The organism is Brevibacillus sp. HB1.1, assembly GCF_013332445.1.
Classification (GTDB): Bacteria; Bacillota; Bacilli; order Brevibacillales; family Brevibacillaceae; genus Brevibacillus; species Brevibacillus porteri.
On record NZ_JABMIV010000014.1, the window covers coordinates 14,544 to 35,213 of the forward strand.

23 protein-coding genes are annotated in these 20,670 nt (G+C 46.0%); 20 read left to right on the plus strand and 3 right to left on the minus strand.

Features of this window, described 5'->3' with window-relative positions; translation table 11 throughout:
- Nucleotide 1: 1 nt before the first annotated feature.
- From rsmG to HPY27_RS26360, 8 genes are all read left to right on the plus strand, one after another.
- On the plus strand, nucleotides 2-718 hold the full coding sequence (gene rsmG, locus HPY27_RS26325) for a 16S rRNA (guanine(527)-N(7))-methyltransferase RsmG (RefSeq protein ID WP_017246837.1): 717 nt from the start codon (nucleotides 2-4) through the stop codon (nucleotides 716-718).
- Between the two features lie 212 nt (nucleotides 719-930).
- Complete coding sequence (locus HPY27_RS26330; RefSeq protein ID WP_017246836.1) at nucleotides 931-1,494, plus strand: MgtC/SapB family protein; 564 nt, start codon at nucleotides 931-933, stop codon at nucleotides 1,492-1,494.
- Between the two features lie 637 nt (nucleotides 1,495-2,131).
- On the plus strand, nucleotides 2,132-2,986 hold the full coding sequence (gene noc, locus HPY27_RS26335) for a nucleoid occlusion protein (RefSeq protein ID WP_017246834.1): 855 nt from the start codon (nucleotides 2,132-2,134) through the stop codon (nucleotides 2,984-2,986).
- A 508-nt stretch (nucleotides 2,987-3,494) separates the two neighbouring features.
- Entirely contained in the window at nucleotides 3,495-4,253 is a 759-nt protein-coding gene (locus HPY27_RS26340; protein ID WP_015894094.1) for a ParA family protein, read from the plus strand.
- The gene (locus tag HPY27_RS26345; protein ID WP_017246833.1) at nucleotides 4,250-5,095 is read left to right on the plus strand and encodes a ParB/RepB/Spo0J family partition protein; all 846 of its coding nucleotides are present in this window, start codon (nucleotides 4,250-4,252) and stop codon (nucleotides 5,093-5,095) included. The genes HPY27_RS26340 and HPY27_RS26345 overlap by 4 nt, the downstream gene beginning before the upstream one ends.
- Before the next feature lie 15 nt (nucleotides 5,096-5,110).
- Nucleotides 5,111-6,265 (plus strand): aminotransferase class V-fold PLP-dependent enzyme, encoded by a 1,155-nt coding sequence (locus HPY27_RS26350; RefSeq protein ID WP_174226351.1) that lies wholly within the window; start codon nucleotides 5,111-5,113, stop codon nucleotides 6,263-6,265.
- A gap of 30 nt (nucleotides 6,266-6,295) precedes the next feature.
- Nucleotides 6,296-7,009: a DUF554 domain-containing protein gene (locus tag HPY27_RS26355; protein ID WP_017246831.1), complete on the plus strand. Its 714-nt coding sequence runs from the start codon at nucleotides 6,296-6,298 to the stop codon at nucleotides 7,007-7,009.
- 167 nt (nucleotides 7,010-7,176) lie between these two features.
- On the plus strand, nucleotides 7,177-8,076 hold the full coding sequence (locus tag HPY27_RS26360; RefSeq protein WP_174226352.1) for a diacylglycerol/lipid kinase family protein: 900 nt from the start codon (nucleotides 7,177-7,179) through the stop codon (nucleotides 8,074-8,076).
- 90 nt (nucleotides 8,077-8,166) lie between these two features.
- On the opposite strand, the gene yyaC is transcribed toward HPY27_RS26360, so the two are convergent.
- Nucleotides 8,167-8,772 carry a spore protease YyaC gene (gene yyaC, locus HPY27_RS26365; RefSeq protein WP_017246828.1) on the minus strand — a complete coding sequence of 202 codons (606 nt, stop codon included), beginning with the start codon at nucleotides 8,770-8,772 and terminating at the stop codon, nucleotides 8,167-8,169.
- A gap of 214 nt (nucleotides 8,773-8,986) precedes the next feature.
- On the opposite strand from yyaC, the gene HPY27_RS26370 reads away from it, so the two are divergent.
- The 4 genes from HPY27_RS26370 (at nucleotide 8,987) to HPY27_RS26385 (ending at nucleotide 11,259) form a co-directional block, all read left to right on the plus strand.
- On the plus strand, nucleotides 8,987-9,268 hold the full coding sequence (locus tag HPY27_RS26370; protein ID WP_026042915.1) for a putative Se/S carrier protein: 282 nt from the start codon (nucleotides 8,987-8,989) through the stop codon (nucleotides 9,266-9,268).
- Nucleotides 9,265-10,140 carry a mechanosensitive ion channel family protein gene (locus tag HPY27_RS26375; protein WP_017246827.1) on the plus strand — a complete coding sequence of 292 codons (876 nt, stop codon included), beginning with the start codon at nucleotides 9,265-9,267 and terminating at the stop codon, nucleotides 10,138-10,140. Before HPY27_RS26370 ends, HPY27_RS26375 begins: the two co-directional genes overlap by 4 nt.
- Nucleotides 10,141-10,155: 15 nt before the next feature.
- A complete protein-coding gene (locus tag HPY27_RS26380) occupies nucleotides 10,156-10,365 on the plus strand; it encodes a DUF951 domain-containing protein (RefSeq protein WP_007720174.1) in 210 nt (69 codons plus the stop codon).
- 114 nt (nucleotides 10,366-10,479) lie between these two features.
- Entirely contained in the window at nucleotides 10,480-11,259 is a 780-nt protein-coding gene (locus HPY27_RS26385; RefSeq protein ID WP_017246826.1) for an Ig-like domain-containing domain, read from the plus strand.
- A 216-nt stretch (nucleotides 11,260-11,475) separates the two neighbouring features.
- Here HPY27_RS26385 and HPY27_RS30695 read toward each other — a convergent pair whose 3' ends face one another.
- Complete coding sequence (locus tag HPY27_RS30695; protein WP_017246824.1) at nucleotides 11,476-11,562, minus strand: YjcZ family sporulation protein; 87 nt, start codon at nucleotides 11,560-11,562, stop codon at nucleotides 11,476-11,478.
- A 357-nt stretch (nucleotides 11,563-11,919) separates the two neighbouring features.
- On the opposite strand from HPY27_RS30695, the gene pepF reads away from it, so the two are divergent.
- Entirely contained in the window at nucleotides 11,920-13,830 is a 1,911-nt protein-coding gene (pepF, locus tag HPY27_RS26395) for an oligoendopeptidase F (RefSeq protein WP_017246823.1), read from the plus strand.
- Nucleotides 13,831-13,897: 67 nt separating this feature from the next.
- On the opposite strand, the gene HPY27_RS26400 is transcribed toward pepF, so the two are convergent.
- Nucleotides 13,898-14,521 carry an NAD(P)-dependent oxidoreductase gene (locus HPY27_RS26400; RefSeq protein WP_173623511.1) on the minus strand — a complete coding sequence of 208 codons (624 nt, stop codon included), beginning with the start codon at nucleotides 14,519-14,521 and terminating at the stop codon, nucleotides 13,898-13,900.
- A 394-nt stretch (nucleotides 14,522-14,915) separates the two neighbouring features.
- On the opposite strand from HPY27_RS26400, the gene ychF reads away from it, so the two are divergent.
- The 7 genes from ychF to rplI all read left to right on the plus strand — a co-directional run bounded on the left by ychF (nucleotide 14,916) and on the right by rplI (nucleotide 20,649).
- Complete coding sequence (gene ychF, locus HPY27_RS26405; protein ID WP_017246821.1) at nucleotides 14,916-16,016, plus strand: redox-regulated ATPase YchF; 1,101 nt, start codon at nucleotides 14,916-14,918, stop codon at nucleotides 16,014-16,016.
- Between the two features lie 143 nt (nucleotides 16,017-16,159).
- Nucleotides 16,160-16,447 (plus strand): 30S ribosomal protein S6, encoded by a 288-nt coding sequence (gene rpsF / locus HPY27_RS26410; protein WP_007720183.1) that lies wholly within the window; start codon nucleotides 16,160-16,162, stop codon nucleotides 16,445-16,447.
- A gap of 29 nt (nucleotides 16,448-16,476) precedes the next feature.
- Nucleotides 16,477-16,956, plus strand: coding sequence for a single-stranded DNA-binding protein (locus tag HPY27_RS26415; protein WP_016739386.1), 480 nt, complete (start codon nucleotides 16,477-16,479; stop codon nucleotides 16,954-16,956).
- Nucleotides 16,957-16,996: 40 nt separating this feature from the next.
- The gene (gene rpsR, locus HPY27_RS26420; protein WP_016739387.1) at nucleotides 16,997-17,227 is read left to right on the plus strand and encodes a 30S ribosomal protein S18; all 231 of its coding nucleotides are present in this window, start codon (nucleotides 16,997-16,999) and stop codon (nucleotides 17,225-17,227) included.
- Between the two features lie 101 nt (nucleotides 17,228-17,328).
- Entirely contained in the window at nucleotides 17,329-18,237 is a 909-nt protein-coding gene (locus HPY27_RS26425) for a DUF2232 domain-containing protein (RefSeq protein ID WP_174226353.1), read from the plus strand.
- Between the two features lie 4 nt (nucleotides 18,238-18,241).
- The gene (locus tag HPY27_RS26430; RefSeq protein ID WP_007720189.1) at nucleotides 18,242-20,179 is read left to right on the plus strand and encodes a DHH family phosphoesterase; all 1,938 of its coding nucleotides are present in this window, start codon (nucleotides 18,242-18,244) and stop codon (nucleotides 20,177-20,179) included.
- A 26-nt stretch (nucleotides 20,180-20,205) separates the two neighbouring features.
- Nucleotides 20,206-20,649 carry a 50S ribosomal protein L9 gene (gene rplI / locus HPY27_RS26435; RefSeq protein ID WP_017246819.1) on the plus strand — a complete coding sequence of 148 codons (444 nt, stop codon included), beginning with the start codon at nucleotides 20,206-20,208 and terminating at the stop codon, nucleotides 20,647-20,649.
- The last annotated feature ends 21 nt before the right edge of the window (nucleotides 20,650-20,670 follow it).

Here is a 20,670-nt window from a genome sequence, read left to right on the forward strand (position 1 = left end):
TATGACGAAAGAACAGTTTGCCGAGGTACTTGCAGCCCAGGGGATTTCTTTGACGGATCGTCAGAAGGAGCAGTTTGATCATTTTTACCGCCTGCTGGTGGAATGGAATGAGAAGATGAACCTGACCGGGATTACCGAAGAGGGGCAAGTGTACAACAAGCATTTTTATGATTCGATCACGCCGGCTTTTTACTTCCCATTTGACCAGGTGCAATCGGTTGTAGATATCGGTGGGGGCGCAGGCTTTCCGAGCATTCCTTTGAAAATTTGCTTCCCACATCTGAAAATGACGATCATTGATTCCTTGAATAAGCGAATGAGCTTTTTGCAGCATGTAGCTAAGGAACTGGGCCTGGAGAACGTAAATCCCGTACATGGGCGTGCTGAGGATCGAGGGCAAGAAGCGATTTATCGGGAAAAGTTTGATCTCGTAGTGGCACGTGCTGTTGCGAGACTCAATCTGTTATCGGAGTTCTGCCTTCCTTTTGCCAAAGTCGGAGGACACTTCGTCGCTCTCAAGGGAGCGGAGATTACTCCAGAGCTTGCTGAAGCGAAAAAGGCAATCAAGACGCTCGGTGGAAAGACGAGAAAGGTCGAGACATTCCAGCTTCTAGAGGAAGCGGGAGAGCGTAACATCGTCATCATGGAAAAAATAGAAGCGACACCGAAAAGCTATCCGCGCAAGGCAGGAGTTCCTGCGAAAAAGCCGTTAGTGTAGGAGTCAGTCATACGAGAGGGTCGTAGCCACGTGCTGCGGCCTTTTTTCGTATGGATAGTTTAAGTGAAATTGCCCATTCCTGATGAAATGGAAAGTATGCCTCAAAAGTAGTCTCTCAGGTTTGCTTCTTGGATCATGGAGTCTACAGCTCGGCATATACATAGTACTAGCTCCTTCGAAGGAATGACATCGTATGAGAGGGTGATTAGACTATGCAAGCAGCAGTACTTTCCTCCTTTTTTCCGCCAGAACTCCCGACCATATTGCTTCGGCTCTTTCTTGCTTTTCTAGCAGGTGCCATCATGGGATGGGAGCGAGAGAGATTCATAAAGGATGTGAGTAGGCAAAGAGGTGCTGGGTTTCGAACGTATAGTCTCGTTTGCTTTGGTTCGTGTCTTTTTGGACTAGCTTCTATTTATGGCTTTTCTTCGAGTGGTGTAAATCACGATCCAGGGAGGGTAGCTGCACAAGTCGTGACGGGCATGGGATTTTTGGGAGCCGGAGCTATTATTAAATTCAATGGTACGGTGAAAGGACTGACGACGGCAGCAGGGATGTGGGTTGCTTCAGCCATTGGTCTAATGTTCAGTGCAGGAATGTATGTCGCTGCGATCGTTGCCGCGATTTTCTCTTACCTGACGTTAGACTTTCATAGACTTTTCCCTCGATTGTTTTCTGTCACCAAGATTTCACATCCTACTGATGAGAGCATTGGAAGTGAAGAGAGGCCAAAGCACCGTGACGATCGCGATTTTTATGACGAAGATCACGATTGATGTTTCACGTGAAACGTTTTTCGTTAGCAGGAATTGGACGAATCTTGCAGAATTACATATATATAAATGAACCTGAAGAAAGCGTATAGGGAAAGAAGATTAGGTCAAAGGCAATTTTACAAACCGACCGGATGGGCAGGAAGAGTCTGTTAAGCAGCGTGTACGATAGGGCTTGTGAAGCTTTTTTTAAATAAATGCATGCTGTCTCTAACGATGTAAGAGGAGGACCTATGTAAAAAGAGTAGGACTGCACTCACTTACGACGCCAATATGCCATTTTTCCTTAGCAGCAATAATCAAAGAACATATTCAATCTGTCATATCCGGACAATGGATGGGCGAGGGATACAAAATGTTTCGAGGGAGATTCTGTCGTTGATTGGACAGGACCTTTTTCAGTTTCAAGGACGTATTCAAAAAGTCGTCTTTTCAGCACCAAGAAAGTGGCGAGAAGCTGAAGATGGAGGGGCGGAATGTAGGGGAGCTACATGAGCACCAGGACTTCGAAGGTGAACGCTTGTTTCGTTGTTGCGCAATCTCTTCAGGATTACTTCGTGATCAAAAATGACTTTTTGAACACCTCTTCAAAGACTTTAAAATTGCACGGATGGAACGGGTAGAAGTGGGGGATTTTTCTATGGCAGTTAAAGATTCATTTTCTCGGATTTTTGGCTTGACGGACAAGACAGATAACGAAGAAATCAAACAAATACCAGTTGAGGAGATTGTACCGAATCCATATCAACCTCGTACTGTATTTGATGACGAGAAAATTGATGAGTTGTGTCAAACGATACGAACTCATGGGCTCATTCAACCGATTGTCGTGCGGGTTCGCGATGGTCGTTATGAATTGATTGCTGGAGAACGACGTTTGCGCGCAACTAGAAAATTGGGCATGGAGAGGATTCCTGCGATTGTCAAAGAGTTTAATGACTCGCAAACAGCCTCTATCGCTTTGATTGAGAATTTGCAACGAGAAGGTTTGACAGCCATTGAAGAGGCAGTCGCATATCAAAAGCTGATTGATTTGCACAATTTGACGCAAGAGAGTCTTGCTCAACGTTTAGGCAAAGGACAATCGACAATCGCAAACAAACTGCGCTTGCTCCATTTACCACAAGAAATTCAAGATGCATTGTTGTCCAGAAAAGTAACAGAGCGTCATGCAAGGGCTCTGATTCCGTTAAAAGAACCAGAATTACAAAATAAGGTCCTGTTGGAGATTTTGGAGCGGGAATGGAATGTGAAACAGACGGAAGTGCGCGTGAAGCAGCTTCTAGAATTGGCTGAGAACCCAAAATCGGAAAAAGATGCGAAGCCTCGCTGGAAAGCATTTTCAAGAGATACGCGGATTGCGATTAATACTGTTCGACAATCGATCGATATGGTGATCCAGACGGGCCTACCTGTAGAGACGGCGGAAGAAGATCATGATGAATTCTATCAATTCACCATTCGTATTCCGAAAAACAAGGAAACAGGGAAATAAATGCGATGGTAACAAAAAAGGCGACAAGGTCGCCTTTCTTTTTGGGCAAATGCTGATTATTTAGAGGAAAAAGAGACTTTCGGTAATGTTTAATTTCCAGAAAAAAGCATTTCGTATAAAAAAAGCTAGGGAAATTTGCATTTTTGGGACAAAAATCAGGCTTTTTTGTCTCACTATCTAAAAAAAACAGCGTACGACTAAGCTGTAAATCTGATAACATGGAGAGTACCAACCTGTGCATACTTGCAGGTTTACTCGATAATAAATGAGGATAACTTTGCAGAGACTTTTTTCGTCTTATTATGTACAGGCCATGTAAGGTTACTGAATGGCAACGAACGAAGGAAATTGTATAAAAGACTATCGTTTTACAAGAATACGAGCAAATCGTAAATAGACTCGAATGACTAACTAGATGAGGATACAGAAGATGACTTTGAAAGACGTACTGGAGAGTGTACTGGTCAAACCACAAGCTTTCCTACACGACAAAAAAGAGGTGGAGAAGTTGGGAAAAATCATTGCGGTTGCGAACCAGAAAGGCGGCGTCGGGAAAACGACTACGTCCGTCAATCTAAGTGCTTGTTTGGCCGCATTGGGGAAAAAGGTGCTGCTGGTTGATATTGATCCGCAAGGAAATGCAACCAGTGGGATCGGGGTAAATAAGGCAGATGTTAAGTACTGCATTTATGATGTCCTGATCAATGATATCAACCCCGTCGATGCGACTTTGCCAACTGAAATTGAAGGATTAATGATCATTCCTGCCACCATTCAATTGGCAGGTGCGGAAATCGAGCTGGTTCCTACGATTTCTCGTGAGGTTCGTCTGAAAAAGGCGCTGGAAGTTGTCAAGGACAAGTACGATTACGTCATCATCGATTGCCCGCCATCCTTAGGGATTTTGACCGTTAATTCTTTGACAGCATCTGATTCCGTCTTAATTCCAATCCAGTGTGAATACTATGCGCTAGAGGGATTAAGCCAACTGTTGAACACTATTCGTTTGGTCCAAAAACACTTGAATTCACAGCTTGCTATCGAAGGTGTCGTGCTGACGATGCTCGATGCACGTACGAATCTCGGTTTGCAAGTGATTGAAGAAGTGAAAAAGTATTTTCAGGACAAAGTATACAAGACAATTATTCCTCGAAATGTTCGCTTGAGTGAAGCGCCGTCACACGGACAAGCCATCATTACGTACGATCCACGCTCAAGAGGAGCGGAAGTCTATACTGATTTGGCGAAGGAAGTGGTAGGGGTATGAGTAGAGGATTGGGAAAAGGGCTGAATGCGCTTATTACTTCCAATCTCATCGAAGAAGGGGAACAGGTAAAAGAAGTTTCCATCAATGAGATTCGTCCTAACCCTTATCAGCCCCGGAAAGAATTCGAGCAATCGGCTATCGAGGAACTAGCACAATCGATCAAAGAGCATGGGATCATCCAGCCGCTGATTGTTCGGAAAAGCATCAAAGGTTACGAGCTGGTAGCTGGAGAAAGACGATTGCGTGCTGCAAAAGTAGCGGGGTTAAAAGAGGTTCCGGTAGTAGTAAAGGCGTACACAGATCAGCAATTAATGGAGATTGCCCTGATTGAGAACTTGCAACGGGAAAATCTGAATCCACTCGAAGAGGCAGAGGCTTATGACAAGCTGATTTCTCACCATGATTATACGCAAGAACAGCTTGCACAAAAGATAGGGAAGAGTCGACCGCATGTAGCCAACATGCTGCGTTTGCTGCAACTGCCAGAGAAGATCCGAAAAATGGTCTCGGCATCCGAACTATCCATGGGACATTCGCGTGCTTTGCTTGGGGTAACGGATAAGAAATTACAACAACAGCTCGCAAATGACGTGGTGGAAAAAGGATTGAGTGTTCGTCAGTTGGAGGAGCTTGTGAAGCAGCTCAATGTTTCACGTGAAACAAAAAAGAAAAAGCCAGCGAAAAACGAGCCAGTATTGATCGAGATGGAGGAACGGCTACGCAGTCGTTTTGGAACATCGGTCAAGATTAAGAAAGGATCGAAGCGCGGCAAGATCGAGATTGACTTCTATTCACAGGAAGACTTGGAGCGAATCATCGATATGTTGAATATAGAGAAGTAAGCCCAGGAGGTAGTCATGGCGATCATCTATTTGGATAACGCAGCTTCTACATGGCCGAAGCCACCAGCAGTCAAAGACATGATGGCGGAGGTCATCGAAGATTTTGCTGCAAATCCTGGCCGAGGTGGACATGCACTGGCGATGAAAGCGAGTAAAGCTGTGTTTCGGACACGGGTGCAAGTGTCGCGGTTGTTTGGGATTCAAAACCCGAATAACCTCTTTTTTTATCTCAATGCTACTCAAGCGCTTAATCAGGCGATAAAAGGATTCTTACAAGCAGGCGATCATGTTATTTCTTCGTCTGTTGAGCATAATTCGGTAAGACGTCCCATCGAGTACATGCGCAAAAACAACCAGGTAGAAGCTACTTTTGTCGAGCCGAGAGAAGACCATCAATTCTATGTAGAGGATTTTGCCAAGGCAATTACGCCCGCGACGCGGTTAATCGTTGTGAGTCATGCCTCCAATTTGACAGGTGTCATTCTGCCTGTAGCCGAACTGGGGAAACTGGCAAAAGAGCACGGAATTACGTTTTTGGTGGATGTTTCTCAATCTGCTGGTGTTTTGCCTATCGATGTAGAGGCAATGAATATTGACATGCTTGCTTTTCCTGGGCACAAGGGACTGTATGGTCCACAAGGTACAGGTGGTTTGTACGTGAGCAATGATATTGATCTCGAGCCCTTGATTCATGGGGGGACAGGTAGTCAGTCTGAAGCGATCGATCAACCAACAACTCGTCCAGATCGATACGAAAGCGGAACACTCAATACGGTTGGTTTGGCAGGGCTGCAAGCAGGCGTTGATTTTGTCATGGAAAAAGGTGTAGACAACATTCGTCAGCACGAATGGGAGTTAGTGAAACAAACGATCCTTGGATTGCAGAAGATCGAGGGTGTACATGTCTACGGACCGGGGATTGAGACGGAACGTGTAGGTGTGGTTGCTTTTAATATCGGAGAGGTGGATGCAGCAGAGGTATCGTTTATCCTGGATCAACAATACGGGATTGCGACCAGATCGGGTTTTCATTGCACGCCACTGGGTCACCAGACTGCCGGTACCGAACAACGTGGAGCGGTTCGCGCCAGCTTTGGAATTTTCAACTCAGAGAAAGATGTAGAAGCGCTTCATAACGCTGTTCGAGAAATAGCAGCAGCGTTTGTGTAAGGGTAAGGCATCTGTAGGGGGACAGCGCAAGTGATCTTGCTAGGAACATTGGTCAACGCCGGAGCAATCATCTTAGGAGCATTGTTAGGCAGAATGTTGAAGCGAATTCCGGAGTCGATGCGACAAACCGTCATGCAAGGAATTGCTCTGGCCGTATTCATATTGGGCATTAAAATGTGCCTGGGTTCGGATAATTTTTTACTCGTGATTATCAGTATTGTGCTAGGAACAGTACTAGGTGAATGGATTGGGATAGAAAAAGGCTTAAACAATGTGGGGCATTGGCTGGAGAGGAAAGTTGGGGGAAGCCAAGGCAGTATCGCCACTGGTTTTATCACGACGACGCTGGTGTACTGTATTGGAGCCATGGCTGTACTGGGTGCATTGGACAGTGGTTTGCGTAACAACCATGATGTATTGTTTATGAAAGCATTGCTAGACGGATTCTCTGCGATCATTTTCACATCAACGCTAGGAATCGGTGTTATCTTTTCGGCTGTGCCCGTGTTTTTATATCAAGGCATGATTGCGTTATTATCTACACGCATTTACAGTGTGGTAAGCGAAACGATGCTGGATGCGATCCTGGTAGAAGTAACGGCGGTAGGTGGCTTGATGATCATTGCCATTGGATTAAACGTCTTGGAGATCAAACAGATAAGGGTAGCCAACATGATGCCAGCATTAGTGATCGCAGCAGTCGGAGTTCCCTTTATAGATTGGATTTCAAAGCTGTTTTCATAGATGGCACAGAGGCTCTTCCTTCGGGAGGAGTCTTTTTTAATGAAAAATCAACTATCATCGATAAAAATAGCATGCGATAATATGATACAAAAACTTGATTTGCGAGCAAGTATGGATAAGTGGGACGAAACAGTACAGTATGACAGCATGTTGGGGAGAGAATTACTATGTTGGGTGTAATCGTCAATCCTGTATCGGGCAATGGCACAGGGTTGAAAGTATGGAGGGAAATTGAGCCAACGCTACGACGTCTAGGAGCGCCTTTTCATGTCAGGATGACATCAGGAGAGGGGGAAGTAGAAAAATTATCAAAAGAGCTGATTCAAAAAGAGGGAGTAAATAAAATCATTGCTGTCGGAGGCGATGGAACGGTCCGAGGCGTGATAAACGGAATATACGAGTCGAATCAAGATTGCCGATTTGGATTGGTACCAGCTGGTTCCGGGAATGATTTCGCTCGCGGACATGGAATTCCGATGAAACCGTTACAGGCATTAGAACGAATTCTGTCGGAAAAAGGGGAAAAGCGAATCGATCTGATTTTATTGAATGGAGAAGTGGCTGCGAATTCAATCGGGGCCGGATTCGATGCACAGGTAGCAAAGATAACGGATCAAGCTGTGTACAAAGCTTGGCTGAATCAGTACAAGCTAGGAGCACTCGCCTACATTATATCGGTGATTCGCGTCGTATTTACGTATCAGCCACGTGACATCGTACTGAACGTTGATGGTCTTGAGGTTCGATTAAAGGCTGTCTGGCTAGTTGTCGCTGCCAATATTCCGAATTACGGAGGCGGAATGCTGATTTGCCCCGATGCTATACCGGACGATGGGATTGCGGATATTTGCGTAGTAAGTGGTATGAGTCGATTCGGATTGTTAGCAGCTTTCCCGAAAATATTCACAGGAGCTCACCGTCATCATCCGGGTGTCCGTTTTTATAGGGGCAAGCAGGTAACGATACAAGCAGCAGGACAACTGCCCGTCCATGCAGATGGAGAAAGCGTAGCGCCAACGACGATCAGTGCTCAAGTGATTGAAAAGCGTCTGACGATTTTTGTGTAAAAAAAATAGACCTGTCGTCCGTTGAGGGAGAGAACAGATCGAAAAGCAAGTTTTCTAAAGAGGGATGGAACCTTTTGCAAAAAGAAACGGTCAATCATATAAGACACTATCGAATCGACTCGGCGTAGAAGCCAGTGTTACGGCTTTTGCCAGTCCGGAAGCTATGATATCTGCCATGTTCATGACGATGGAGAGGCGGGTATTTTGAAGGACAAAATACTCCATGAATCCTCCTACGTTGACAATCCCGGTAATGTGAAAGGAACCAACAGGAGGTAGCTCTTTTTTAACACCAGCCCCTGGTTTTAGTGGACCATTAATCACATTGATGTTTCCGACGTGGCTAAATTGACCTAAACAGGCATCGACTGCAATGAGTGTAGCTGTCGGATGATTCGCTTGGATGAGCTCTAATTTTTCCTTAAGATTCATGGCGTGTACAGGGTCCTCAAGCGTTCCGTACACTTGCAAAAAACGAGTTGACTGTGCGATGAGCTTGGTTCCTACTAATGGGCCTAGAGCATCACCAGTAGAACGGTCTGTCCCAATACATACAATGACAAGGTCGTCATCGAACCGATTTAAGCGAAAGCGCTGTGCAAGGTGACCGGCGAGATGCTCGTCTGCGTTTTCACTGCGGTATTCCACTTTAAAAGGTGGCAAAGAATAATCCTTGCGATTATCGGATGTGCTCATGGAAACCCCCACTCTTGCCGACTTGGCTTAAACCAACCTGTAAAAGGTTATATAAAAGTATTCACAGTATCGTACCGATATGACATTTTTATACCTGCTAATGGGAAAGTTACGTAGGTTTTGAAAACTCAGTGAGGCTGGCATGCATGAAAGCGAACAGGTAAAATAAGAGGAGCCTATAGCAGTTTGTGTGAAATAGATGAGGGGGAGTGAAATGGGAGGAGAGACAGTGCTGATCGCGTTTGATTCCACGCAGCAAGCCTTGCGGGCAGAAATGCTGCTGGAGTACGAAGATATTGAGATCGATACAAGACCAACACCGAAAGAAATAACGGCAGGCTGTGCCCTTTCCATTGAGTTCCCACTGTCGGATTACTCACGAGCGAAAGCGATCATGATGGAACAACAAGTGGTAATACGAGGATACTTCCGTCAGTTTTTTGGCCAGTATAGCGAGGTCGACGAAAACGGGGAGCAGAAGGAGCGGGAGGAATGAATCAGGCTGGTTTTTTTGAGAGAATTTATGCCCAAGTATATACGTATGTGACCGATGCAGATATGTGGGTAAATATAGGGATGGCTGTACTGAAAATCGCAGCGATTATCCTGTTATCGCGAATCGTCGTGTCGGTTGTGCAATCAGGCGTAAATAAAGTGTTCCAGCACCGGCATGGAAGCAAGATTCAAATGGATCAACGTCGAGTAGACACGATGCGGGTTCTTGTCAACAATGTCGTGCAGTATGGCATTTACTTTTTGGCGATTCTCATGATTTTGCAGCTGTTGGGCATTGATTTGCGTCCTGTTTTGGTAAGCGCAGGGGTACTGGGGCTGGCAGTTGGTTTTGGGGCGCAGAGTCTCGTTCGTGATATCATTACGGGATTCTTCATTATTTTTGAGGACCAATTTGCTGTCGGAGACGTCGTAACGATCAACAATTTGACGGGCACGGTGCAGGAGATTGGTCTGCGCATTACAAAGGTGCGAAGCTGGACGGGTGAGGTACACATCTTTCCAAACGGCACGATTAATCAAGTGACCAACTTTTCTTTGCAAAATACGTTAGCGGTTGTCGACGTATCTGTAGCGTATGAAGAAGATCTGAACCAAGTTGAGTCTGTGCTCAAAGAAGTGTTGGCATCGGCTCAAACGGAATTGACGGATATCGTAGCTGAGCCGCAAATTTTGGGAGTACATGCACTGGGACCTTCCGAAGTCATCATCCGGGTTACGGCTGAGTGCAAGCCGAACACGCATCACGGGGTCAATCGAAATTTGCGTGCGAAGATCAGAACGGAATTAACAAACCGAGGCATTCAAATTCCGTATCCCAAAATTGTCGCGGTGTCTGGAAAGGGAACAGTGTAGAGAGGAGAAAGAGAAATGGAACGCAAGCAATTTGGACTGGGGGATGTCGTACAGATGAAAAAGCCACATCCATGTGGCACGAATGCGTGGAAGGTCATACGCATGGGCATGGATGTGCGAATCAAATGTACGGGTTGCGATCATAGTGTGATGATTGGACGACTAGAGTTTGAACGCAAGCTGAAAAAGATACTGATTCGCGCAGAGGAAGAACCGCAAGCATAGACCATATTTCTTTGATCAACCCATCTGTCTTTTTCTACAATGCCTGTAAACGATGAAGCGACGCGTTTATATGCTTCAGGGAGCGGCTTTGTCGTTATAGACGGGAGGGGTTCGATGGAAAAGATGAGTGTTCGGTGGTTGCAGTGGGTAGTAGTGCTTGCGATTTTCCTACTTCCATCACAGGGAGTGTGGGCAAAGTCAGCAAACGAATGGGGAGTGAGAATATCCCTGGCTGACAAATCGGCAGAAATAGACCCGGATGAAATCATTACACTGACATTTTCGGGAACAGTATCGTTGAAAAATGGTCAAGAGCTCACTGACAAATCTGGTCTCTCGATCATTTCGCTCACGGATGCGAAAAAAAAGAAGGTTCGTTTTACGGCAAAATGGAACAAAACAGATCGAAGCATGACGATTGATCCGATAGGAAATCTGGAAGCAGGGGCGTCTTATCGAATAAGCTTGCTGGCCAAAAAAGTGAAGGATCAGCGCGGTAATTTGAATCCAGAGTTGACCAGCACGTTTCAAACAAAAAAACTTGTGGATAATATCGCTCCACAAGCAGTCATATTGCCTGGTCACGGGGCTAAAAATGTAGGGCTCCAGAATAAAGTGACACTCCAGTTTGCAGAAGAGATTGCTTTGGTTGGTGGTGGAGTCCTCTCCAGCAAAACGGCCGGGCCATTAGTTCGCGTGACAGATGAAAAAGGGGCTATCGTTCCGCATACCATTACGTGGAACAAAAGCAAGCGGATGTTGTCTGTGAAGCCAAAAGGAAAATGGCAGCCACATACGAGATATCAGGTAAGTCTCATTATGGGTTTGGTAAAGGACACAGCAGGTAATGTAAATCAAGTGCAGTGGATAACTTTTCAGACAGGATCTAAATAATTCAAGCATGTGGGTAAAAAAAAGGATGCAGCCAATAGAGGCGCATCCTTTTTCATTTTGTACGATTACATGTATCTCCCGGTGGTGGTACTTAGGCTATGACTGATCATTATCCCTGGGCTGCATCGCCTGGTTATGATCTATGTGCAATGGAGAAGGTAAGGCTGCTGAGGATGCAAGCTTACCTTCAGATAGGCTGGATGGCAGCGGAGTAGGTTAGTCGCAGTCGCAACCTACGATAACGAGAAGGATGAACAGAACCAAGATCAGCGCGAAATCGTCGAAGCCGTTAAAGATACCCACTTGCTAACACCTCCTACCGTAGTTTCAATACTCATGCTATGTAGGAACCCAATATGAGGTATAGGCGGATGCCCTAGTTCCAAAGAAAATAAGTTATTCACAGCATATCCACAGAAAATGTGGACAACTTTTTGCATAAAAAAGGAGTGTCTGCAATCGTTGTGGGGGATAAAAAGTTGTTAGTAAATACTTATCCACAGACTTATCCACAAAAGGGGATTTTCTCTGGATAAATTGACGGTTGTTATTGAATATTTGAAAAATTTTTATTAGTAAGAAGGAATTTGGCAGGTGAAAATATAATTACACACTTATAATTTTGGCAAAAATAGATAGAAGAAAAGGGGCGATTGAGATTTGAAGAAGCAAGTATTTGCATCAGTTACGGCTTTGGCCATTGCATTGTCGACAGTATCCGTACCATTCATTCCTTACAGCACGCAGGCGGTAGCTCTTGCTGCTGAGAAGCCTTCTTATCAAACTCGCGCTGAGATCCCAGATGCGTACAAGTGGAAGCTAGATCATATTTATCCGACTGTTAAGGAATGGGAAAAGGATGTTGCTAAGGTTGAATCTTTGGCAAACGCTTTCACAAAGCACCAAGGCAAGCTGGGTACATCATCTGCTGCGATGCAGGCGGCATTCGATGACTATGTTGAATTGATGCGTTTAAATGACAAAGCATACGTGTACGCAAACATGTCTCTCGATGTAAACTCCGCGAATCCTGATCTGCAAAAGCTGGGAGACCGTGGTGAGAAAATGTCCACGCTTGTCACAGAAAAAACCTCGTGGGTACAGCCTGAAATCGTTGCGATTCCCGATGACAAAATAAAGAGCTTGCTATCCGAAAAGGAGCTTGAGCCTTACAAGCTGTTTATCGAAGACATGCTGAGAACGAAGCCGTACTCACTCTCTGCGGATATGGAGCAGCTCTTGGCAAAATCTTCTCCGTTGGGTGGTGCACCGACAAACATTTACAGCATGCTGTCCAAAGACGTGAGGTTCCCTAAAATCAAGGATGAGACAGGCAAGGAAGTTCAGTTGACGCGTGCCAATTTCATTTCCTATCTGGAAAGCAAGGATCAAAATGTGCGCAGAGAAGCGTTTAAGGCGTACTATGGTGCACTGATCAATTTCCAAGACTCGTTTGCATCGACGTTGGCTGCCAAAGTAAAGGGCGATAATTTTTACGCAGCTGTACGCAATTACGATTCTGCACTGGAAGCAAGCCTGACACCGAACAACGTACCGACGAAGGTGTATGATGAGCTGATTGACACGGTGAATGACAATCTACCATTGCTGCATCGCTACATTTCTTTGAAAAAGAAAATGCTTGGCGTGAAGGAATTGCACATGTACGACATTTACGTGCCGATCGTTCCATCTGATGACAAATATATTTCCTTCGACGAAGGAAAGAAAATTGTCGTTAATGGGTTACAGGTAATGGGTGATGACTATGTGAAGGCAATGTCTGACGGCCTGGATGGAGGCTGGGTAGATGTCTATTCCACGGATGACAAGCGTACGGGTGCTTACCAATGGGGGGCATATGACACACATCCATTCGTACTGTTGAATCACCAAGGTACGCTCGATGATGTGTATACCATCGCCCATGAGATGGGACATGCCATGCAATCGTATTACACGAACAAAAACCAGCCGTACATTTCGTCCAACTATCCAATCTTTACGGCAGAAGTAGCTTCAACGATGAATGAAACCCTGCTGTTCAAGAGCATGTACGCGAAGGCGAAGACGAAAGAAGAGAAGATGTATCTCTTGAATCACTATCTGGAAAACTTCCGTTCCACGCTGTTCCGTCAGACGCAGTTCGCGGAGTTCGAGAGAGCGATTCACGAGAAGGAGCAAGCTGGGGAATCTCTGAATGCGGAAGCGATCAAGAAGATCTACCTCGACATCAACAAAAAGTACTACGGAAAAGACATGGTTTCCGATGAGGAAATCGGTATGGAATGGGCACGTGTGAGCCATTTCTATAACTATAAATACTACGTCTATCAATACTCGACGAGCTTTGCCGCTGCACAAGCATTAGCGAAGCAAATCATGGATGAAGGTCAGCCAGCAGTGGATCGAGTTCGCAAAAACTTCCTCGAAGCGGGTAACTCTGCTCCGCCTATCGAGGTACTGAAAGCAGCAGGTGTGGACATGTCCACGTCCCAGCCAATCGAGCAAGCAATGGAAATCTTTGAAGAGACATTGAATGAGCTGGAAAAGCTGGTAAACGAGAAGTAAAGAAACGGCAGAAGCAAAACAGGCTCCCTTCCATTACGGATAGGAGCCTGTTTTTTTCCTGTATGTATCAATAGGCAATGCCGACTCGCGCTCGTATGTATTCGGAAGTAGAAAGCTGCTGATACGTAAACTCCGCCGTATCCGGCACGGAGATTTGCATCCCATCTACAGGCAGCTGGTGAGCCTCGGCCCGGTAACTGCCAGTATACTCTCCATCAGGCAAATATGTCGGACATACAATGGTCCAATCGAGCTCGGACTGTTCCAAGAGCGAGTATGCCTTGTGATGTTCCTCGGCAGCACGCGTCAATTTTTGTCTGGACTCACTGGATTGATAGCGGAGCAGGTCAGGAGAAACTCTGCTTTGCAAGATGCCGGCGGTGCCCACCGTAATAATGCGTGTAACGTCTTCTCGCTTCATTGCTTCAATTATATAAGGAGTTCCCTCGGATAACGTCGTTGCCTTGTCTGTCCCGAGTGCGCTAATGACCGCGTCAACTCCACGCATGGCTGATGCAACATCTTTTTGATCGAGGACATTTCCCGTCAGGACACGCAGGTTTTCAGCAGCTAGGTGAGCGAGCTTGTCTGCTGAGCGAACGAGCACGGTTATTTCATGCCCATCTTTTAATGCATAGTCGAGGATATGGCTTCCTACGCGACCAGTGGCACCGAGAAGTAAGAGCTTCATTTTTGTAGTCACCTCTTTTATGAAAATGTCGAGATATTTCAAAGAACAAGTTTTTTTCAGTCTAGCATTTCTTTTTTTGTCCCACCACCTGAAAGGTAGTGTGTAATACTACATTCGTTTACATGAATTTACATATCAGGCGTTTTCAGTGACGGAATTAAATGATTTGGTAAGATAAAAAAATAGAAATGAAACCGTTTGGGCAGCAGGAATTTTGACTCACGAAATGGGAATAGCGTGTGAGTAGCCTATTTAACCCAACCTTATTTTAGGAGACGGGGTGTTTACTAGTTTAAATCGTATTCATTGTTTTCAAGTTAATGGCTGATTGGACGCAATGACAGAATGTGATAGACTATTTGAGTTGGATAATAAATGAACGAGGTGTATATAGATGGGTGCATCATGCGGGATTGTAGGTCTTCCTAACGTAGGAAAATCGACATTGTTTAATGCCATTACACAAGCGGGCGCTGAATCGGCTAACTACCCGTTCTGTACGATTGACCCGAACGTAGGGATCGTAGAGGTACCAGACGAGCGTCTGGAAAAGCTGACACAGATCGTTGTACCAAACAAGGTAGTTCCAACTGCGTTTGAGTTCGTAGACATTGCAGGCTTGGTAAAAGGCGCGAGCAGAGGCGAAGGCCTTGGCAACCAGTTCCTTGGACACATCCGTGAAGTAGACGCAATTGCACATGTTGTACGTTGCTTTGAAGATGAGAACATCACTCACGTATCAGGTCGAGTCGATCCTTTGAGCGATATCGAGACAATCAACCTGGAGCTGATTTTTGCTGACCTGGACTCTGTTGATCGTCGTATTGACCGAATTGCACGCAAAGTGAAATCTGGCGACAAGGAATCCAAGCAAGAGCTGGACGTGCTGGAGAAATTGAAAGCAGCATTTGAAGAGGGTCAATCTGCTCGCAGTGTTGAACTCGATGACGAAGAGCGCAAATGGATTCGTGATTTGCATCTTCTGACAATCAAGCCAATGCTGTACGTGTGCAACGTAGCAGAAGACGGCATTAACGATGCAGACAACAACCCGCATGTGCAGACAGTTCGTCAGCATGCAGCGGGTGAAGGCGCAGAAGTGGTTGTCATCAGCGCGAAGGTGGAAGCAGAAATTGCTGAGCTCGAGGGCGAAGACAAAGAAATGTTCTTGGAAGAGTTGGGACTTTCTGAGTCTGGTCTCGACCGCTTGATTCGTGCTGCTTACAAGCTGCTGGGATTGGTAACATACTTCACAGCAGGTGTACAAGAAGTACGCGCTTGGACCATCCGTCAGGGTACAAAGGCTCCAGGAGCAGCAGGCGTGATTCATACTGATTTCGAGCGCGGCTTCATTCGTGCCGAAGTGATTGCGTATGATCATCTGGTAGATGCTGGCTCCGTAGCAGTAGCCAGAGAACGTGGGAAGTACCGTCTTGAAGGGAAAGAGTACGTAGTGGCAGATGGAGATGTTATGCATTTCCGCTTCAATGTTTAGTACGAAATTCTTGATTCGAATTAGGCAGTTTGCTATAATACGATAATGCGAGTATTTATGGAGTGCATGTTTTGTGCGTTTCGTTTTAGCACTCGCTCCTTGCCCGAACAGGGCCGCTAAAGTCCATAAGGAGGTGAAAAGGTATGCGCCAATACGAAGTAATGTATGTATTGCGTCCAGACCTTGAAGAAGAGAAAGTAAAATCCAATGTAGCTCGTTACAGCGATGTTGTAACTAACTATGGTGGCGAAATCTCTAAGCTTCAAGAAATGGGTAAACGTCGTCTTGCGTACGAGATCAACAAGTTCCGTGAAGGTTACTACGTTTTGATGAACTTCAAAGCGAACTCCGATGCTGTTGCGGAAGCTGAGCGTCTGATGAAAATCAATGACGACGTAATCCGCTTTATGTTTGTTCGTGATGAGAAGTAATCATTGTCGCGATCAGAGGGGGAACCAAGATGAATAAAGTCATTCTCATCGGCAACCTGACGAAAGATCCTGAACTTCGCTACACGCCAAATGGCGTTGCCGTTGCTACTTTTACTGTGGCCGTCAATCGTCCCCGTACCAATCAAGCGGGTGAGAGAGAAACGGACTTCATTAACATTGTCGCTTGGCAAAAACTTGCCGACCTGTGCGCAAGCTATTTGCGTAAAGGTAGACAAGCAGCCATCGAAGGACGTATGCAAACACGTTCCTATGATAATAAAGAAGGTAAAAAGGTATACGTGACGGAAGTCGTTGCGGAGAACGTTCAATTTTTGGGCGGTCGAGGCAATGAATCCGGCGGAGACAATTCAGGATACGATCCAGGACCAGGCATGGGTGGCGGTAACAAACCATCCGGTCAACGAAATAATGACTATGATCCGTTTGGTGATCCTTTCGCGAGTGCAGGCAAGCCGATCAACATTTCAGATGATGACTTGCCGTTCTAAGATCGTATAACTTTCACATTCCTAAGAGGGAGGGACTATCATGGCACGCAAAGGACGTCCTAATAAGCGTCGTAAAGTATGCTTCTTTAAAGTGAACAAAATCAAGCACATCGATTATAAAGATGTTGACTTGCTGAAAAAGTTCATCAGCGAACGCGGCAAAATCTTGCCACGTCGTGTAACTGGTACTTCTGCGAAGTATCAACGTGCACTGACAATCGCAATCAAGCGATCCCGTCAAGTAGCACTGTTGCCTTACACTGCTGAATAATTTTCAAAAGCTATACAAAGAGGGGCACAATTGCGTGGCCCTCTTTTTTCCATAGTTTTCTATGGAAAGTGTACATGAGACATGAATAATGAGGTGCTGACATGCCGTCCAAAACGAAACACTTGGCTGAAAATGCCCTTATGCTGGGTATCGCACTGGTGCTGCTGTTTCTCAGTACATATACCATACTGGGAGGACTCGTCAGTTTCTTGATACCTCTGCCTTTTATCCTTTTGGCAGTAAATCGAACAGTACCTAACATGGTTTGGATCTCCCTTGCCTTTACGTTTCTGGGCTGGATCATTACTGGTCCGTTTGCGGCAACACTTGCTTTTTCGAGTGCGGTTTGGGGTTCAGCAATGGGGATTTTTTATGCGAAAAAAGGAGCGGCTCTTCCGGCGATTGTGGCGGGGGCAGGCGTTGCCTTTTTGAGTGTCGTTTCCATGCTGGCATTCGCGGCATTCGGAATGAACGTTGATTTTAATGCCATCGTGCAAGAAGTTGCTAAGATGCGTCCAGCAATGATGCCAAAAGAGCAGTTTGATCAGCTCCTTGAACTGGGTAAAATCGTCTTGCCTACGAGTCTTATCATGTTCAGCTTTTTATCGACCGCCATTATTCATGGATTGGCGAGTCTGATTGGGCGACGTCTGCGCAGACCGATTCCAGCATTGAAGCCAATTCGGGAATGGAGCTTCCCGCGGTCATTGATTTATTACTACTTCATTGCGATGATCAGTCTTTTGTTGTTTGCTGAAAGCATGCAGGGCACGTTTTGGGAAATCGCCTTGATGAACCTGAAAGTCATGCTGGATGTTATTTTTGTTTTGCAGGGCTTGAGTTTTTGTCTATTTGCTGCCTATTTGTATGGCTGGAAGAGATTGACTCCTGTGCTCATTGTCTGTCTATTTATTTTTCCCCCCCTAAGTACTATACTTAGTCTGGTAGGGATATTTGACCTAGGAATTCGTTTGCGTGAAAAACTGGAAACAAGAGTGAAGAGGGGCTGAGGAAATGCCCAAGTTCCTGTTAAAGCGTTGGTACGGGATGCACATGGTCCTGGCACTCAGCTTTAGCTTGCTGTTGTTGGGGATTTTGACCTTGTTCCATTGGATGTACGGGGCGATCGGCATGATTTGCTTGATTGGCTTGGTTCTTTACGCTCTTCAAGCAGAAAAGGGGTTCCAACGAGACTTGCGCCTGTATTTGGCGACGGTCACCCATCGCGTGAAGAAGGCGGGAGAAGGCGTTATCCAGGAACTGCCGATCGGAATTCTTTTATACAACGAGGAAAAGGCAATTGAGTGGGTAAACCCGTATATGACGCATATGTCCGGGGATGAATCCATGATCGGGAAAAGCCTCCAAGAGGTATTCCCCCAACTGGTTTGGAAGCCGGAGCAAAAACGGCTGGAGTTTACTTATAACGAGCGGGTATACGAGGTCATTGTGCGGTCCGATGAGCGCCTTTTGTATTTCAAGGACATTACGGATTTCAAAGAACTGACGACTCGTTACCATCGAGAAAAGGCTGCACTTGCCATCATTCACCTCGACAATTTGGATGAGGTTGGACAAGTCATGGATGATCAGAGCCGTACGCTGCTCTCTACAAGCGTGGCTGGTGTGATTACAGAGTGGGCCAACAAACATGGCATATATCTTCGCCGAATCACGGCCGACAAGTTCTTGGCTCTGATGGAACGGGAAGCACTTGATAAATTGGAAGAATCGCGATTTGACATTCTCGATGTAGTACGGGAGATGACGGCTGACAACAAAATTCCGATTACGCTTAGTATCGGGGTTGGAGCGGCTGCTACCACTTACATTGAGCTGGGACAAATGGCGCAATCAAGCTTGGATATCGCATTGGGGCGCGGTGGCGACCAGTGCGCTGTCAAGATTGGCAACAAGCTCACTTTCTACGGTGGGAAATCGAATGCGGTGGAAAAGCGGACACGTGTCCGGGCTCGTGTTATTGCACATGCTTTGCGTGATCTCATTCATGAGGCGGAGCACGTCATTGTCATGGGGCATAAACAGCCTGACATGGATTCCATCGGGGCATCACTTGGTGTATTGAAGGCTGTGCAGCTGCACAACAAAACGGCTTATATCGTCATGGATGAAGGCAATCATTCTGTCGAGCGTCTGATGAAAGAGATTTATGCCAATGAAGAGTTGGCTGAGACCTTTATCACGCCAGAACAGGCGATCCGACTCATTTCTGGCCGCACATTGCTGGTAGTTGTTGATACGCATCGACCATCGCTGGTGATTGAGCCGAAGCTGTTGACGGAAACGAGCCGAATTGTAGTGATTGACCACCATCGACGTTCAGAGGAGTTCATTGAGCCAGTACTCTTGTATCTGGAACCATATGCTTCTTCTACAGCCGAGCTCGTCACAGAGCTCTTGCAATATCAGAGCGAGCGATTGAATATCGACAATCTGATAGCAACGGCACTGTTAGCAGGGATTGTGGTGGATACCAAAAGCTTTGCCTTCCGCACAGGTTCACGGACCTTTGAAGCGGCGTCTTTCCTTCGCCGTAACGGGGCCGATACCGCGGCTGTCCAGCGTCTGTTGAAGGAAGATCTGGGACAGTATGTGAAGCGGGCAAAAATCATCATGAACACGGAAACGTACCGCGACAACATGGCGATTGCCATAGGCGATCCGTCCGAGGATTACACGCAGGTACAGGTGGCGCAAGCTGCTGAGCAGCTACTCACTTTGTCAGGTATCCAGGCGTCGTTTGTTGTTGCAGAGCGATCTGACGATACAATCTTGATCAGTGGACGTTCTCTGGGCGACATCAATGTTCAGTCCATCATGGAACTGCTGGGTGGAGGCGGTCACCTCACTGGTGCTGCGACACAAATTCAAGGCATATCAATAAAAGAAGCTACACGTCGTTTGAAAGAAGCGATTGACTCGGTCGTATAGGCCAAAATATAAAGGGGGAAACGATGATGAAAGTCATTTTTCTTCAAGATGTAAAAGGCCAAGGGAAAAAAGGCGAAGTTAAGGATTTGTCAGAGGGCTATGTACGCAACTTCTTGTTGCCAAAGAAGCTGGTAAAAGAAGCGACAGATAGCAACGTGAAAACGCTCGACGCTCAAAAGCGCAGCGAAGATAAGCGCAAGGAGCAAGAAAAGCTGGATGCTCAGGAGCTGGGCAAAAAGCTGGAAGAGCTGACAGTGAAAGTAGTAGGAAAAGCAGGCGAAGGTGGTCGCTTGTTCGGTGCAATTTCCAGCAAACAAGTAGCGCAAGCGCTGGAAGATCAGTATAAAATCAAAGTAGACAAGCGGAAGCTCGAAATGGATGCCATCCGTGCTTTGGGCGTGACGCAAATCAAAGTAAAACTGCACAACGAAGTAACTGTGACTCTGAAAGTACACGTTGTGGAAGAATAATGTCTCAATTGTGGGGGGTGT

Bases quoted from the DNA above. Each gene is read 5' to 3' on its own strand.
- HPY27_RS26400 (WP_173623511.1), bottom strand. From the start codon at position 14,521: ATGAAGCTCTTACTTCTCGGTGCCACTGGTCGCGTAGGAAGCCATATC.
- HPY27_RS26350 (WP_174226351.1), top strand. From the start codon at position 5,111: ATGGCGATCATCTATTTGGATAACGCAGCTTCTACATGGCCGAAGCCA.
- HPY27_RS26415 (WP_016739386.1), top strand. From the start codon at position 16,477: ATGAATAAAGTCATTCTCATCGGCAACCTGACGAAAGATCCTGAACTT.
- HPY27_RS26375 (WP_017246827.1), top strand. From the start codon at position 9,265: ATGAATCAGGCTGGTTTTTTTGAGAGAATTTATGCCCAAGTATATACG.
- yyaC (WP_017246828.1), bottom strand. From the start codon at position 8,772: ATGAGCACATCCGATAATCGCAAGGATTATTCTTTGCCACCTTTTAAA.
- HPY27_RS26370 (WP_026042915.1), top strand. From the start codon at position 8,987: ATGGGAGGAGAGACAGTGCTGATCGCGTTTGATTCCACGCAGCAAGCC.
- rplI (WP_017246819.1), top strand. From the start codon at position 20,206: ATGAAAGTCATTTTTCTTCAAGATGTAAAAGGCCAAGGGAAAAAAGGC.
- noc (WP_017246834.1), top strand. From the start codon at position 2,132: ATGGCAGTTAAAGATTCATTTTCTCGGATTTTTGGCTTGACGGACAAG.
- HPY27_RS26380 (WP_007720174.1), top strand. From the start codon at position 10,156: ATGGAACGCAAGCAATTTGGACTGGGGGATGTCGTACAGATGAAAAAG.
- rsmG (WP_017246837.1), top strand. From the start codon at position 2: ATGACGAAAGAACAGTTTGCCGAGGTACTTGCAGCCCAGGGGATTTCT.
- HPY27_RS26330 (WP_017246836.1), top strand. From the start codon at position 931: ATGCAAGCAGCAGTACTTTCCTCCTTTTTTCCGCCAGAACTCCCGACC.
- HPY27_RS26425 (WP_174226353.1), top strand. From the start codon at position 17,329: ATGCCGTCCAAAACGAAACACTTGGCTGAAAATGCCCTTATGCTGGGT.
- HPY27_RS26345 (WP_017246833.1), top strand. From the start codon at position 4,250: ATGAGTAGAGGATTGGGAAAAGGGCTGAATGCGCTTATTACTTCCAAT.
- rpsF (WP_007720183.1), top strand. From the start codon at position 16,160: ATGCGCCAATACGAAGTAATGTATGTATTGCGTCCAGACCTTGAAGAA.
- HPY27_RS26385 (WP_017246826.1), top strand. From the start codon at position 10,480: ATGGAAAAGATGAGTGTTCGGTGGTTGCAGTGGGTAGTAGTGCTTGCG.
- HPY27_RS26360 (WP_174226352.1), top strand. From the start codon at position 7,177: ATGTTGGGTGTAATCGTCAATCCTGTATCGGGCAATGGCACAGGGTTG.
- rpsR (WP_016739387.1), top strand. From the start codon at position 16,997: ATGGCACGCAAAGGACGTCCTAATAAGCGTCGTAAAGTATGCTTCTTT.
- HPY27_RS26430 (WP_007720189.1), top strand. From the start codon at position 18,242: ATGCCCAAGTTCCTGTTAAAGCGTTGGTACGGGATGCACATGGTCCTG.
- ychF (WP_017246821.1), top strand. From the start codon at position 14,916: ATGGGTGCATCATGCGGGATTGTAGGTCTTCCTAACGTAGGAAAATCG.